The 16,176-nt window shown below is 40.9% G+C and carries 10 protein-coding genes; 5 read left to right on the forward strand and 5 right to left on the reverse strand.

Annotated features, from left to right (window positions below; genetic code table 11):
* Positions 1-125 precede the first annotated feature (125 nt).
* Both R3E32_24485 and R3E32_24490 read right to left on the reverse strand, forming a co-directional pair.
* The gene (locus R3E32_24485) at positions 126-1,034 is read right to left on the reverse strand and encodes a DUF2167 domain-containing protein (GenBank protein ID MEZ4887908.1); all 909 of its coding nucleotides are present in this window, start codon (positions 1,032-1,034) and stop codon (positions 126-128) included.
* 149 nt (positions 1,035-1,183) lie between these two features.
* Positions 1,184-1,786 carry a DUF899 family protein gene (locus R3E32_24490; GenBank protein ID MEZ4887909.1) on the reverse strand — a complete coding sequence of 201 codons (603 nt, stop codon included), beginning with the start codon at positions 1,784-1,786 and terminating at the stop codon, positions 1,184-1,186.
* A gap of 236 nt (positions 1,787-2,022) precedes the next feature.
* On the opposite strand from R3E32_24490, the gene R3E32_24495 reads away from it, so the two are divergent.
* Together R3E32_24495 and R3E32_24500 are read left to right on the forward strand one after the other, a co-directional pair.
* A complete protein-coding gene (locus tag R3E32_24495; GenBank protein MEZ4887910.1) occupies positions 2,023-2,382 on the forward strand; it encodes a BlaI/MecI/CopY family transcriptional regulator in 360 nt (119 codons plus the stop codon).
* Between the two features lie 91 nt (positions 2,383-2,473).
* A complete protein-coding gene (locus R3E32_24500; GenBank protein ID MEZ4887911.1) occupies positions 2,474-3,748 on the forward strand; it encodes a M56 family metallopeptidase in 1,275 nt (424 codons plus the stop codon).
* Between the two features lie 162 nt (positions 3,749-3,910).
* On the opposite strand, the gene R3E32_24505 is transcribed toward R3E32_24500, so the two are convergent.
* From R3E32_24505 to R3E32_24515, 3 genes are all read right to left on the reverse strand, one after another.
* A complete protein-coding gene (locus R3E32_24505; GenBank protein ID MEZ4887912.1) occupies positions 3,911-5,794 on the reverse strand; it encodes a sodium:proton antiporter in 1,884 nt (627 codons plus the stop codon).
* 58 nt (positions 5,795-5,852) lie between these two features.
* On the reverse strand, positions 5,853-8,411 hold the full coding sequence (locus R3E32_24510) for a glycoside hydrolase family 9 protein (GenBank protein ID MEZ4887913.1): 2,559 nt from the start codon (positions 8,409-8,411) through the stop codon (positions 5,853-5,855).
* A gap of 257 nt (positions 8,412-8,668) precedes the next feature.
* Entirely contained in the window at positions 8,669-9,223 is a 555-nt protein-coding gene (locus tag R3E32_24515; GenBank protein MEZ4887914.1) for an RNA polymerase sigma-70 factor, read from the reverse strand.
* 195 nt (positions 9,224-9,418) lie between these two features.
* Between R3E32_24515 and R3E32_24520 the strand changes: the two genes are divergently transcribed.
* The 3 genes from R3E32_24520 to R3E32_24530 all read left to right on the forward strand — a co-directional run bounded on the left by R3E32_24520 (position 9,419) and on the right by R3E32_24530 (position 16,170).
* Positions 9,419-10,450 (forward strand): hypothetical protein, encoded by a 1,032-nt coding sequence (locus tag R3E32_24520; GenBank protein ID MEZ4887915.1) that lies wholly within the window; start codon positions 9,419-9,421, stop codon positions 10,448-10,450.
* A gap of 134 nt (positions 10,451-10,584) precedes the next feature.
* Positions 10,585-15,018, forward strand: a complete 4,434-nt coding sequence (locus R3E32_24525) for a LamG-like jellyroll fold domain-containing protein (GenBank protein ID MEZ4887916.1) — start codon at positions 10,585-10,587, stop codon at positions 15,016-15,018.
* A gap of 87 nt (positions 15,019-15,105) precedes the next feature.
* Entirely contained in the window at positions 15,106-16,170 is a 1,065-nt protein-coding gene (locus R3E32_24530; protein ID MEZ4887917.1) for an adenylate/guanylate cyclase domain-containing protein, read from the forward strand.
* The last annotated feature ends 6 nt before the right edge of the window (positions 16,171-16,176 follow it).

A 16,176-nucleotide genomic window follows, 5' to 3' on the forward strand; every position in this document is an offset into this window, starting at 1 on the left:
AAATAGGAGGTGAATAAGTACTACTTATTCACCTCCCCTTAGTTTTAACTAAACAACTCTTATTGCCCCTTCAAAGTTCAAAGTAAAAGCCTTTCAGTGTGTTAAAGAATCCTAAATTATTTTTTTCATTGGCCTCCACCTGTAAACATCCGTTTGATAAAGGCGAAAAAGCCCACTATTGCCACTGCAATGATTTTCCAGAACTTCAATAAAAGAGCAAAAAAGCCAGCTTTTGCCAAAACTTTTCCTGCAATGAGTCCACCAATACCATAAGCTGCCACTTTATCCATACTTGGGTTGAAATCGCTGTATCGGTTTCCGCTATTGAAGTTTACGCTGGTGAGAATGTCACCAATATCGGCTTGTACTTTCGGCAAAATATCCATTTCTCCAATGGCATTGAGATTAAGATAACCACCTCGCCCCAAAATGCGGATATTGTAGTTCAGTGTATTAGCAGGTTCTCCTTCAAAGGCCAATTCCTTTGCCCAGTGGAGTTTTTTGTTAGCTTCATCATAATAAGGAGGTGCAGCCCATCTGACCAAATCAACCGCAGGGTAGCCCATTTCTCTACGCTGATCGTTGATTTCTTTAGCATCTTTCTGCATTTCTTCGAGCAAATCATCGTAGTCCAAACTTTTGGCATCCTTGTCCTCGATGTAGCCTTCATCTGAATAACTAACATCAATGGCATAGGAGAAATTGTCGCTGATGGGTGAAATGTCTTCGGGCAACAACATCCCCAATGATTCGCTTGGAGGATTGCCCCACAATTCGGTCAAAACATAGTTGGATTGTTGAGCATCTAAAAATTTGTAGCCTGTCGGTACTTCAATGGCAGCCAAACCGTCGCCCAGTTCGACTTTTCCTGTTTGGTAAACAAAGGCTTTTTCAATGCTATCTTGTTGGAGTTTAAAAAGCTGAACCAACAATGAATCAGACATTTCCAAAGCGGTTGTATCCATATCTTCTTGGGCTGCAATGAATACATGGAAAGAGAACAAACACAAAATGGATAGTAATAATTTTTTCATAAAATAGGAATTTATAGCTAGTGAATAGATTGTCAAATGAATTAGCAAATCCCAAAGATACGAATGAGTATTATTTATCCAACTAATGTCTAAATAAATTGAGTGCTATCTAAAAAATATTGTCATATATATTCATAAAATATTGAAAATCAATTGTTAGATATTTCTGTTGAATATTCATATTGCGGTTGCCAGTTTTTAGCCCCTTTGGGCAGCAAATCCATAAAATCGTACTGCACACAATAGTTGTCACTTGGTCCAAAAAAGGCTTTGCTGTGATAGCAAATTTTTCCTTCTTTCGATTTGCTCAACGAAATCACCCCAGGCATGTAATAACCATCCTCTGTTTGATAGCCTAAATCTTTGCCAATATCCGAGCCTTGGTAACTCAACATCGGAAAATCCCATTCTCTTGTATCCGCAAATTCTTGCTGCACTTCAGGTGGGTCAGGAGATACAACGATGAAAGCAGCTCGACTTTGTAGGTGTTGACTGATACCATTGTAACCATCTGCCCAAAGTGTGCACCATCTACAGGTTTTTCCCATGTTGAAGACCAATAACATTTCATTACTATCTCCAAATAATTCAGAGAGTTGCACTTCTTTGCCATCTTTGTCAATAAGCGTGTAGTCTTTTATTTCTTGCGGAATGAGGTCTTTTCGGAGTTTGGCAAGGGCTTGTTTTTTGTCCATGATTTCTTTTTCGAGCTCATGGATGCGTTCTTGAAGTGTGTTGTCGTCTAAAGTCATGGTTTCTATTTTTGAATGATAAAGAGTTGTTGAAAATTTTGGGAATCTCAAAGATTTCTAAAATTGAAGATAAATCACTTCAAATATAACAAAATTTGAGCAATAAACTAAAATATTTAACAAAATTTGACAAAACAATGATTTAATTCAAAAAAATAGTCTTATAACTGTAAAAACAGTTGTATGATTGGAAAATAAGTTTTATCTTTGCTTTAACAGCAGAAAAAAGCATACAAATGGAAAAACTAACCAAAGCAGAAGAAAGAATCATGCAAGCCCTTTGGTCACTCGAAAGAGCGGCTTTAGGAGATATTCGAGCAGCCTTGCCGAAAGGGGAGGAGATACCTCCTACAACGGTGGCTTCAATGGTGAAAGTCTTGGTAAACAAAGGTTTTGTGATTTACGAAACTTTTGGTAGAACGAATATCTATACGCCCAATGTCAGCAAATCCGATTACCGAAAGTTTTTGATGAACAATATGGTGAGTAACTATTTTGACGGCTCTTTCAAAAAAATGGTTTCGTTTTTTGCAAAAGAAGAGAAGTTGGATAAAGGGGATATTGAAGATTTATTGAAGGAATTGGAAGAAGATTAATCAAATACACTGATTACAAAATCCTTTTGTATTCTATGAATTAATTCTTGGATTGAGATTGTAGTCTTATTTTTCTATCAAACAAATACCTATGCAAAATTTACTAATATACCTAACAGAGGTCAGCCTCTGCATGACCTTGTTTTACCTATTTTATTGTTTTTTGCTGCAAAAACAAACTTCACTTCAATGGAACCGATGGTTTTTGTTACTGAGTTCAATCACTGCTTTGGTTTTGCCTTTGCTGCAAATTAGGATTAATTATCAATCAGTTGCAGATGTTCCAACTTGGTCCTATGTGCTGCAAACGATTTCGATTGAAGCAGAAGCAAGTCAGCAATTGCAGCAAAATATGGGCTTGGTGGAAGTTTTGAGCATCATCTATTTAACAGGTGTTTTGTTGTTCAGCCTTCGATTGTTGGGGCAGTTGTGGTCATTTGGGCATTTTGTCCGCAAACACAGGGCAAATGGAGTAGTTTCAGAGAAAGGATATTTCGTCATTGAAACCCAACAATTACCCACTTTTTCTTTCTTCAAATATTTGGTTATCAATACCCAACAAATATCTGATTCGGCAAAAGAACAGATTTTACTGCATGAAGAAACACATATTCAACAGCAGCACAGCTATGACATTTTGTTATTGGAGGTTTTGAAGATTGTTTGTTGGTTCAACCCAATCGTGTATTTGTACCAGCAAAAATTGCAGGAAGTCCACGAATATTTAGCAGATAGTGTGGTTTTGCAGCACTATCCCGATAGCATGAAAAATTATGCACAACTGATTGTGCAACAAGCTATACATTGCAATGTGCTTTCAATTAGTAATCATTTTTCTAAACATCAAATTAAAAAACGTATTCTCATGATGAAAAACACAAAAACACAAAACCGTGCGCTTTGGATTTATCTCTTGGCTGTTCCTCTATTTGGATTGAGCTTTTTGTTATTTTCTTGCTCCGAAGCTGAATCTCTTGAAAAACAAACACCTATTTCGGAAGTAGTGAAAGAGAAGATGGCTGGATTTGAAGATAAGGATATCTATCTTGAAGTGGATCAAATGCCTGAATTTGCAGGAGGTTTTGAAGCATTGGTTAAGTTTATGATTGACAATGTGAAATATCCAAAGTCGGCTTTTGATGCAAAAATTGAAGGGAAATCATTTGTAACTTTTGTTATAAATGAAAAAGGGGAGGTGACGCAAGCAAAGGTGATAAAAGGGTTTAATGCTGATTGTGATGCTGAGGCTTTGAGAGTTGTCAATGCGATGCCCAATTGGATAGCTGGCATGAACGATGGTGAAAAGGTAAAAGTGCAGTTCACCCTTCCGATTAGTTTCAAATTGCCTGCTGTAAGAATGGAATAGATGCTGCATCAGGGATACTATCAAGGGCAAAAAATCCGATATCAAACTTCGTTAATCACCTATTCTCTGAGTAGGATTTAGGGTTTATAATTAACGGCGTTTGATGTTGGATATATCAATGAAACAAAAACTTCTGGCTCTCTCATAAAAAATCTACATTCTCTATTTCTGAGTCAATTCTTCATCCATCACTTTCTTTTCTTCCTCCAATTCTTCCTCCGTGATTTCTCTACCCAAATAAACCAGTGACATACCGTCATCTACTTTGAAGTCATCTCGATTGGCAGGAATCACATCGAATTGCTCATTCTTTCGACGAATAAACAATGGGATGCGTTCATGCGTATTGCTACATTTTTTTAGCAACATTTGAAGTTCATCTACATCTTCATAATGTATTTCATGAATTTCTGGAAAATCCCTTGCCGCTTCACTAAAGTTCAGAAAATCAACCGTTGTGTCAAACAAAGCATTGCTTGAAGGAGGTTCATCTGTGTTTTTCATTTCGGTGGGCGACATCAAGCGGTAACATCCATGTTCTCCCAAAGTACTTTGAAGATTGTTGCAAGCATAGAGATTCACACTTTCATTTTCGGTCAATGCCAGCAAATAACCCATGTCCAACAAATCAAATTGATCAGGTAGGTTTTCGTCAAATATGTTGTCTTTGAAGGCTTGCAAACCCGCATCGGTGGCTCTTTGGACTTTAATTTCAGAATTGTCAATCAAGACAACGTGTCGGCCATTTTCCTGCAAAAACTTGGCAATCAACCTTGCCCCCGCATTTGCTCCTATGATGGTGACACCCGTTGAGTGATCCATTGTGATTTTCAGCTTTTTGGCAAAAAATCGGGCAGTCAAAGCCGTAAATAACACTGTTCCCAATACAATTAAAAAAACCAATGGAGTCAGCATATTTGCACCTTCAATCCCTTTTTCGGTTAGTTTCAATCCAAAAACAGAAGCAATACCTGCTGCAACGATTCCACGTGGACCTACCATCGAAATAAACAGTTTTTCTTTGAAACTCAATATGCCCCCATAGGTGCTCACAAAAACACTCAGAGGTCGCAATACCAATAACACAATCAAGAATAGAATGAAAGTATTGGGGTGAAGTAGCTCAACGTCAGACAAACTTATATTTGCAGAAAGTGTGATAAACAAAACCGAGATTAGCAAGACGGTCATGGATTCCTTAAAATTTAGAATGTCTTTGAGGTGCGGAATTCCCATATTGCCCACTACCATGCCCATAACTACTACTGTCAATAAGCCTGATTCATGTGCTATCAAATCAGAAATAACGAATACCGATAAGACCAATGCCAATGTAAATACATTGATGAGGTAATGCGGAACTAAATGATTGATTAACAAATAATTGAGCAAGTAAGCTCCACCGAATCCCAAGCCCGTTCCAACCACCAATATTTTGGAAAATTCACCAAATGCTACACTTGTAAAAGCCTCACCTCCATGCCCCGTAGCACCTATTAAGATAAATTCAAATACCAATACTGCAACCAATGCACCAATGGGATCAATCAAAATTCCTTCCCACTTCAATACTGTTGAAGTATTTTTATTGAGTGGTAAATTCCTCAAAATCGGTGCAATCACTGTCGGTCCCGTCACAATAATCAGGGCTGCAAATAGAAACGACATATTCCAAGTCAAACCTACCACATAGTGAGCCGCCAAAGTGCCGCCACCAAAGGTAATGAGTGAACCAAAAGTAATCAGTTTCAAAATGGTTGAACCACTTTTTTTGACTTCTTCTTTCCTGAGTGTAAGTCCTCCTTCAAACAGAATGATACCAATGGACATGGAAACAAAATAGAAAAAACTGTTTGACAAAAACAATCCTCTGTTTAATTCAGCTTCAAAAATAGGGGTAATGAGTTTTGAACCCAAAAAATATTCAGCAATAGGGCCGACTCCTAAACCCATCAAAATCAACGGTAAGATAGCAGGAACTCTCATCTTCCACGCTATCCATTGCCCCAAAATTCCCAATATTACTATTCCTCCTAATTCAATCATACTTCAAGATATGCTATTTTATTATAACTCTAACTTTCCCCTCCTGAATTCCCATTCCTCAATACCTAATCGCCTCTACGCCAATCACACTTGCATTTTGTCTATAAAAATTGTAGTCCTCTACCGTCACATTGCCGTCCATATTGCAATCTGCATCCAAATATTGGTTCAGTTGTGCCATATTGTTTGTAAAATGATTGAAGTCTGCTACACTCACAATTCCATTGCTGTCAAAATCTCCTGCAAAACATGCTCTTACTCCACTTCCTAAATCCGCCAACTGCAATGTCCCTCCTTCAATGTTGTCCGCATTTCCAAAATCAAATGCCGTTTCATTCGGCAAGAATACCACATTTGCGCTTAATAAAGCAAGGTGATGTCGACTTTTAATAGATACATAGTAATCACCGCTACCCAAGTTCGTAAAGGTCACACCTTCCAAACCATCCATCCCCGCAATTGTTCCATCCTTCAATAAAACACAGGCTTTTTGAGCGAGAATTAGGGTATTGTTGGATAGATCTCTCAATTCTATTAAGAGCCAATCAACTGTGTTTGAAGGAAAAACGTCAAATGCTTCTAATCCATCATAATTCCACGGAGAAACATTGAAGGGTTGCTGCAAAGGAAGTAAGCTCCTATCCAATAAATTGGTTTTCATTTCGCCACTGTTTTGATCGTAAACTCCCTCTAACCAAACTTTTGCCTTCACTCGAACACCTGATGGTAGGCTCACAAACTTCGATAATAATTTAATGTAAGCACTTTGATAACCAATTGCGTTTTCGGTGATTTCCCATGAATTTTCAGGATAACTTGTGTTCCAATCTTTGTAAGATTTGAGTATAGGTTGGTTTTGAGGTGGTGAAATTGTGCCGCCATAAGAAGCATCAGGCGCAAAATAAGGATTCACCCCACCTGTCAAAAAGCCTGGAGGCGGGCCATAAGTCGAAACACCCACTTTGTCCCACAGTGCGCTGCCGTTGGTGAACCAAGAGTGGTAAAACTCTGTCACTGAGTTTTCTGCGCCATAATTTTCCATATTTGATAAAAAAACCAAACCCAAAGGATTGACCCCATGAAGGTAATTCAAATAAGCCATTGCAGCATTTCGATAGTGGGTTTCATTCGTAGTGTTAATGCCATAATAGACCATGTTGTAAAACATCGAACCTTTGACCGATTTCACGCCATTGCTACCCCAAACGTGGTTTCCATCTGTCAGAAATGCCCTATACGCATCGTCCTTGTTCGTAAATCGAGGTAAGTTGTCACCACTCGTTTCCACTGAGCCACCATATCTACTCAATACTTCATTGGCTATTGCAGTCGTTGCTCCGTCCAAGGCTGCATAATACAAAGCTGCATCCTGATATTCATCTTCAAAAGCATACGCAAACCACCATTGATACAAATGGAGTTGAGACCAATTGTTATCAAAAAAAGTGCGGTAGGTTCCATCATTGGTCAGTGCATACAGATAAACGGCTGCCGCAATTTGGTTGGCGGTTTGTTGGTAGTTGTCGTCTTCCGCACCCACATTCACAAAGCCTGAATTGTTGTAAGACGAAGGAATCTGTCCTGAATTTGCCTGCAACCAATTCCAAGCATTGAGGGCTGCAATCTCCAATTCATCGCCATAAGCCTGCATTTCAGTATCGTCAAGCGACTGATAGACAATGGCTGCATGGGCGAATGCGCCACAAGCCGAAATGGTGGCGGATGCCGTTGCAGGGGCATATCGGCGCACTTCGGTATCGGTACTGGGAGGGCTTGAAGCATTGAAGTTGGTGGAGGAAATTTTGTGTAAAACAGAGCCGTTTTCTTCTTGCATTTTGAGCATCCAATCCAATTCCCACTTCAATTCGTCCAAAACATCGGGAACGCCATTGTTGGATTCGGGAAGGTTGTAGTCGTCTGTCCAAATCGTGGGATTTTGCTCATAAGCCGATAATAAATCATGGACAACTCCATCGGCAAAATTGATGTATTTGTTGTAATCACCTGCATCAAACCATCCACCTGTCAAGTCTTTGGAGGTTGAAACCGAGGTGTTGGTCACCAAACGACAATCGCCATCTTGTTGTGTTCCCACAAAACTCGCTGCATCCGTCCAACCTGTTTCGGCATACGGAGCTGTTTTTGCAAAATTGCAGCGTTGGTAGAAAAAGGTACGGACTGCTGCCTTCAATACTTCGGCATATACATCTACTGCAATTTCAAAACGCCCCGAACCGACTTGATTCGTCACATCATAGATGTAATAACTGCCCGATTCAGTTAGTGCCGAAAAGTCAAACCACCACACTTTATCACCTGATTGACTATGGGTCGCGCCACTATTCCAAGTAGTTGCAGTTCCTGTGAAAACCACTGCATCATCACTCCAATTTCGGACTTGATAGGTGCTGCCTGGGGTGAAGTTATCTCCTGCATTGAAGCCAGTGATGGGATTGCTGATAACTGCTATTTTTTGGGCATCAGGTGGATAGCCAAATTGATCAACTTTGATGTGGTCGTCTATGGTTGCAGGCGCACCTATCAGTTTGAAGGACAATAGAAAAAATAGTAAAAAGCAGGGGTACTTTGGGAGGAAATTGAAGTGGATAGGGTACATAATTCAAGCAGTTGTATAGGTTTTAATAGAATTGGACTTTGGACAAAAGAAGTGGGAAGCAAGATGCGAGCTATAAAGAATTGATAATCAAAATCTTAATTCATTGATGTAATTAGGTATAAATGATTGACTATCAGTAAATTAAATTCTTGCATCTTTCCTCCTTCGTCCAAAGTATAAAATAGAAAAGGCATCATTAATTTTCCACTTGAAGATAGGGCATTTTTTTGAAATTTTGGTATTTTTAGTGGATGTTCCTAAAGATATTGCTGCAACTGCTCCTTCAATATTTTCAAGGCTTTAGAGATGTGGTTTTCGACAGTATTGACCGAAATCTGCAATTCTTCGGCGATTTGCTTGTAGGTCATGTATTCATAACGACTGAGAATAAATACGGTTCTGCATTTGGGAGGCAAAGTAGATAGGGCGGCATCAATATCGCTTGTCAATTGGGCTGCTTGCAGATAATCTTCTGCCGTATTTTTGTGGGAAGAAATATGTGCCTCAACTGTATTCAAATCATCTGTTGGATTGCGGCGATTTTTTTGAAGATAATTCAGAGAGGTATTGACTACTGCTCGATGTAGATAGGCTTTTAGGGATGTATTGATTTGGATGTTTTCTCGCTTTGTCCAAAATTTCATAAATACTTCTTGTACTACGTCTTTTGATACATCCTTGGACTGCAACAAACGATGGGCTGTCAAACAGAGGGAAGCGTGATAGGTTTTGAATATAATTTCGATTGCCTTTGTTTCATCTGTTTGAAGCAATTGCAGCAAGTAGTCGTCATCGAAATTATGCTTGGTCATGTAGTTTGATTTTTGTTGAATGCCAGCTTTTAGTGAAAAGAATAGATTTTTAGTCAAAGGTTGCACCAACAAAGATAGAAAATGGATACAAAGGAAATCAAAAAATTAACATTCAACTTTTACTAAATCAATACGCTTATCACAAGTATTCCGTAGCTTTGGTGCAGAAAACTCACCTCATTAAATATTGTATAGATGAAATCATTTTTTTATATTTCTTTCTTAATCTGGACTTTGATTGGCTGCAATAAAAACATGAACCAACCCAAAGGCGCACACCAAATCAAAGTGGCATTCTACAATGTCGAAAACCTATTCGACACCAAAGATGACCCAAATACGATAGATGAGGAGTTTATGCCAGAATCTGAAAAAAAATGGACGGAAGAACGCTACATCAAAAAACTCAACGATCTCTATAAAGTATTGAGTGGCATAGAAGGGGAAGGCAATGTGCCTGCGCTGATTGGTTTAGCGGAGGTAGAAAACAAAAGTGTGTTGCGGGATTTGATTCGCCAAACGTCTATCAATGAGCGTTATGGAATCGTTCACCACGAATCTCCCGATGCAAGGGGCATTGATTGTGCCTTACTTTACGATAGTTCGGTTTTCAAAGTGCTTGAAGAAGAAGCCCTCCCTGTCCACTTCGATTTTGATCCCGAAGTGACTACTCGTGATATCATCTATGTGAAAGGTCAAATCAAGGACACGGACAAACCCTTACACGTTTTTGTGAACCATTGGTCCTCTCGACGAGGAGGGGAAGATGTATCTGAACCTAAAAGGGTGAATTGCGCTTTGGTATTGAAGGGAAAATTGGTGGAGATTTTTCGGGCAGATCCAGATGCAAAAGTCATCATCATGGGCGACTTCAATGACGAACCCAACAATAAAAGTATCGTGGAAACACTTGGCGCAAAATCTTCTTCAAAAGACCTGAAAAACAACGAATTGTTCAATACTTCGGCGGCACTCGACAAAGCAGGTAAGGGAACGTATAACTATCGAGGGGATTGGAACATGCTCGACCAAATGATTGTATCAGGTGGATTGCTGAACGACAATAAGGGAGTGAGGGCAAATTCAGAAGTGACTATTTTTCAAGAAGATTGGATGATGTATGACGACAAAAAGAGTGGAAAAGTGCCGAACAAAACCTACGGTGGACCCAACTATTATGGAGGATACAGCGACCATCTACCGATTTTTTTGATTTTGAACTATTGATTTTACGTTCAACTCTTTTTCACAAACGCTCTCGACTTGCACTCGTTGCAAACGAGCGCAAGATGGTTTTATAATCAAAAATAAACCGATTTTTAGTACATTCGCTGATTCAGAAAAAAAACAACCCTCCCATCATGCGAAAAATACTCTTTCTCCTCCTCTTTATCACCACTTCAATAAACGCCCAAAACAAAGCCGAATTCTTCAAAGCCATTCCTTATTTGGATGGCTCTGAACCCGCTTGGGCGAGCTTGATGTACTCCGAAAATCCCAATGTGTATGAGGTCATAGAACAGCACGATGCCTTCTACAAAACGCATGAATTTGAAAAAAACATCCACACCCAAAACTACAAATTTTGGCTCATCCACATTGGAGAATACCTAAACGACAAGGGTTTTATTGAATCCAAAAATCCAGAAAGAGAAAAATGGATTAACCAATTGAAGCAAAAACGGCAAAGCGAAGCCCTTCAAAAAAAGACCGATATTTGGGCTGCAATAGGCCCTTTTGAAACCTACGCTGATGACGACAATTTAGGCGTGATTCCCGTTTCTTGGCAGGTCAATGTCTATTGCATCGACCAATCAGTTTCCAATCCCAATGTCTTGTATGCAGGCACAGAAGGACAAGGTGCATGGAAAACCACCGACAAAGGTTTGAACTGGACTTTAATCACCAAAAATGAGGACATCAGAGGCATTCAAGACATCAAAGTAGCCGCAACGGACGAAAATTTGGTCTATCTCGCCGACAACTCCAATATCTATCAATCCACAGATGGCGGCACGACTTGGGCATCCGTTTACTCCATCAATGGCACTTACCAAATCGTCATACATCCCACCAATCCCGATATTGTTTTTGCAGTTGGTCAAAATGGACTACACAAAACTACCAATGGCGGCGACACATGGACAGAACAGTACGGCGACAAATTTTGGGACATCAATTTTCACCCAATTCAACCCAACATTCTCTACACCCTTCGCCACAATCCAACTTTGCAGTATGCCGAATTTTGGAAATCCACAGACACAGGGACAACGTGGACACAAGTAAATAATGGTTGGTACAATCCCATCAATGCCAACTTCAATGAACACATAGACTACGGTGCATTGATAGCCGTTACCCCACTCGAACCCAACAAAGTATATGTCGGCATGATGGGCAATCACAAGGTCCAAGACAATGTATGGATAGGCGTGTATCGAAGTGAAAACGAAGGCGAATCTTGGACCAATCCTATTCAAGATGGAGGACCTTACAACACCATTACCAATCAAAATTTGGCCACAAGTGGACGAACAAGCGGTTTTTCACAAACCTTCTATGACTTTGGTTTTGACGCTTCCCACACCGTTGCAGGGAAATTGTATTTGGGCGTTTTGTCGCTGTCCGTTTCCTCCAATGGCGGCAATTCTTGGACGAGAATTGGAGGCTACGATACCCCTTCCGAAAGCGACGCAGGTTGGATTCACCCCGACATTCAAGACATCCACGTTTTGGGCGGTGATGTTTGGGTAGCTACAGACGGCGGCATCAACTACTCCAATGACGAATTTGCAACACATGAATCCCGCAAAAATGGATTGGTGGGTTCTCATTTTTGGGGTTTGGGGCAAGGCTGGAACAAAGATGTATTGGTCGGTGGACGCTACCACAACGGTAATACAGCCCTCTACGAAGTCTATGGCACAGGCAATTCCAGCAGACTCGGAGGAGGTGAAGCCGCAACAGGTTATGTAGATTTGTTGAATCCCTTGACCACCTATTTTTCGGATATTTCTACGAGTCTGCTTGACCCCACGATTGCAGGGAAACAAAGCTATACGGGGCAACTCGGCAAATATCCACATGAATCCTATTTTCATGCAGAAAACAGCGAAATCGTGCGAGACCCACGTTATGCCCATCACCTCTATTTGGGCGCATCGACAGGTCTACAAGATGGCGGTTTTTGGAAATCCACCGACAATGGCAATTCCTTTGACCTCCTACATAGCTTTGGCTCAGGCAAGGTGACAGGCATTGAAGTCTCTCGACAAAATCCCGACTTACTCTATTGTGTTTATAACAAAACCAACATTTACAAATCATTAGATGGCGGACGCACTTGGGATGTCACTGCAAATCTCCCCTCATCGGGCAGCAAACTCATCAGCATCAATCCCGCCAACGACCAAGAATTGTGGATTTTTGCGAACACCAACAACGACACAAACAAAGTTTTCAGAACCACAGATGGCGGCGCAAATTGGAGCAATATGACTACTTCTACATTAGACGGGCACCGCATCAACGATGGCTTTTTTCAAGGAGGCAGCCAACATTCAAGAGTTTATGTTGTGTCGTCTTACGGCTTGTTTTATTGGGACGATATTGCAGCAGAATGGATAGACTACCACGAAGGATTGCCCTTTGTGATGGGCGATGTCAAGCACATTTTCAAGCCCTTTTACAGAGACAGTAAAATCCGATTGTCTTCCGTGATGGGCATTTGGGAAGCACCTTTTGAAGAAACATCCCTGCCTTTAGCACAGCCCATGACCAGTCAAGATATCGTTTATTGCAGCAGAGATACCGTTCAATTTGACTGCTATTCCATTCTGAATCACGCAGATGCAATATGGCAATGGACTTTTTCTCCCGAACCGCTATGGGTCAGTTCTACCACCGAACGCAATCCAAAAGTCCTACTTCAAAACGAAACAAGCTATGATGTGACGCTGACTGTAACGGACGGAAACGGCAATTCTGACAGCAAAACCATCCCCAACATGGTCACGGTTTTGAGCCAATGCGAAGCCGAAAAAACCACAGGTCTTGCGCTCCAAACCTCAAACGATGGCGATTGGGTGCAAACCCCAAACATTCCCTTCACCTCCAATACCGTTACGATGACTGCATGGGTCAAACCCAATGGGATTCAGCCTGAATATTCGGGCATTGTGATGAATGATGGTACAACAGCAGGCTTCAATTTCAGGGAATCCAATAATACGCTTGGCTACCATTGGCCAGGCGGTGCTTGGTGGTGGGATTCGGGTTTGGAAGTGCCAGCCGATGAATGGTCACATGTCGCATTGGTCGCAACACCCAACTCATTGACTGTCTATGTGAACGGCATTGGAAGTACCCACACAACTGACTTGGAAGTAGTGGATTTTGGCAGCCTCAAAATCGGCAGTTACAAGGCTTGGGGCGGACGAAACTACAAGGGCTTGATAGATGAAGTGTGTATTTGGAACCGTTCTTTGAGCCAAGACGAAATCCGAGAACTACGCCACCTCACCCAAATCCCCATCAACGACCCCGACATTATCGCCTACTACCAATTCAATGACAATGCCAAAAGCATCTTGGATAGAGCCGATTCCTACCATGCCGCCCTTGTCGGACAAGCCGAACTTACGCCCTCTAACGCACCCTTTGGAGGCGGAGTCAGTCACCGCACAATGATCAATGTAGCAGGTACTTACGATTTTGGAGAAACAGGCACACAGCTTACTTTTGCTTCAAATGCCACTTATCCCAATGGAGAAATCGTGGTCAGTCGTTTGGATGTTTTACCCAATACCATCCCAAATGACAACTCGATTCAAAGTCAAAACTTGCAGCAACATTGGATAATAAACAACTACGGCAGCAATCCCTCTTTTGCAGCCCTGCAAAATCTGCAATTCAACCCTTCAGCCTTCAATCATGCCCTTCAATCGGTGCAAAACGCTCCGCAAATTTCGCTCTACCAAAGGTCGGAGAACAGTGAAGCAAACGATTGGTCTGAAAGCTGCAATGCCGCTACTTTTTCTGCAATGGGAAACGGCTCTTTTGGCTTCAATGCCGACTGCAATCTCACTGAATCGGGTCAGTTTTTCTTGACCACCAAAACCATTCCTGTCAAGTTAAAAGCCATTTTAGAAGGTGCTTACAATCTTCAAACTGCTTCAATGACCAATCAACTGCAAAACAACAACTTACTCCCACTTCAACAGCCCTACAATTCCGAGCCGTGGAACTATACAGGCAGCGAACAGGTCGCCACCAAAAGCCTTTTCCCTTCAAATGTGGTGGATTGGGTATTGATTGAAGCCAGAGATGCCGCCAACGAAAATGCTTTTTTGACTTCAAAAGCTGCCCTTTTGCTACAAAATGGTACGATTCGGGATGTGGATGCAAGTGTTGCGGAGGGGGTGTATTTCAGCGGTTTGGATGCCGAAACCGACTATCGCTTTGTATTGCGTCACCGCAACCATTTGGCGGTCATGACCTCCACTGCTTTTTCGATTCCTAACGCCACTACTTATGATTGGTCTATGGGCGCAAATCAAGCTTTGGGGCAGCACCAATTGAAGCAAATGAGTTCAGGTGTTTTTGCCTTACACGCAGGGGATTTTGACGGAGATTCGGTGATTACTGTTGCAGATTACAATTTGTATATTTCTCAATTGGCTACACTGAACATCTATATACTTGGGGATTTGAATTTGGATGGTCAGGTGACGGTGGCAGATTTTAATTTGTATCTGCCAAATAGTAGCTTGATTGGGGTGGTGAAGGAGTAGGACAGCAAAAAATCAATTGAACGGCAACTTATCTTTCTTCTAAATGCTTCAATTCAATCAAGTTGAGCAACAAATCATTGTACCAACATGAACAAAGAACACCTTCGATCCATCTTCTACCACTTTCTCATTTGGACGTTTGCTTTTGCTTTTTGGAATCTATTGCGAAATTTTGGTCAGGAGGTCATTCGTCCAGCCGAAATAAGTTTTTTGCAGTATGTGCGTGTCAATGTAGCAATGGGTCTATTTGCAGGAATTGCTTTTGGTTCTCTTTCATATTTCATTGAAAAAAACGTGGTAAAGCGCACTACATTTGGTCAAGCCATTTTGTTTGGAGTATTTACCTATCTGATTGCCATCATTTTGTTTATTTCATTCGGAATGAGGGTTATTTCGTTGGTCGTTGGCATTGAACTGAACTGGGAAACGTACAAACAGTTTGTCTTTACAAAGCAGATTCTACTTTTCATTTTTTATTGTTTTCTCGTGGGCTTCATAGTAGATTTTGTCAAACAGATAGACAAAAAATTCGGACCTGGCAATCTTTGGCGAATGTTGAAAGGGGAATTTTACCACCCAAAGGAAGATGAAAAAATATTCATGTTCCTTGACTTGAAGGACTCAACCAGAATTGCAGAAAAATTGGGGCATTTGCTCTACAGTGAGATGATTCAAGATTGTTTCCAAGACCTTGAAGTTGTCCAAGAGTACCATGCAGAAGTCTATCAATATGTGGGAGATGAGGCTGTATTGACTTGGTCGAAAGAGGTAGGGATTGAAAACTCCAATTGCTTGAGGGCTTATTTCGACTTCAAAAAAAGACTATTGGATCGTTCTGCCTATTACGAAAAGAAATATGGACTTATTCCGCAATTCAAAGCGGGTTTGAACTGCGGCAAAATTGTGGTAGCAGAGGTAGGTGAGATTAAACGAGAAATTGCCTACCACGGTGATACCATCAATACGGCTGCCAGAATACAAGGTCAATGCAATGAACTGGAAAAGAGCTTGTTGATATCTGAATTTTTGAAGAACTGCTTGGCATCTCATAATGGTTTTTTGATTGAGCATGTAGGAAATCTATTGCTGAAAGGCAAAGTGGAGACAGTCAATGTTTACAGCGTGGAAGTTTCTACTTCAACAGAGGAGTAGGTGAAT

Source organism: Chitinophagales bacterium (assembly GCA_041392475.1).
Classification (GTDB): Bacteria; Bacteroidota; Bacteroidia; order Chitinophagales; family UBA2359; genus JAUHXA01.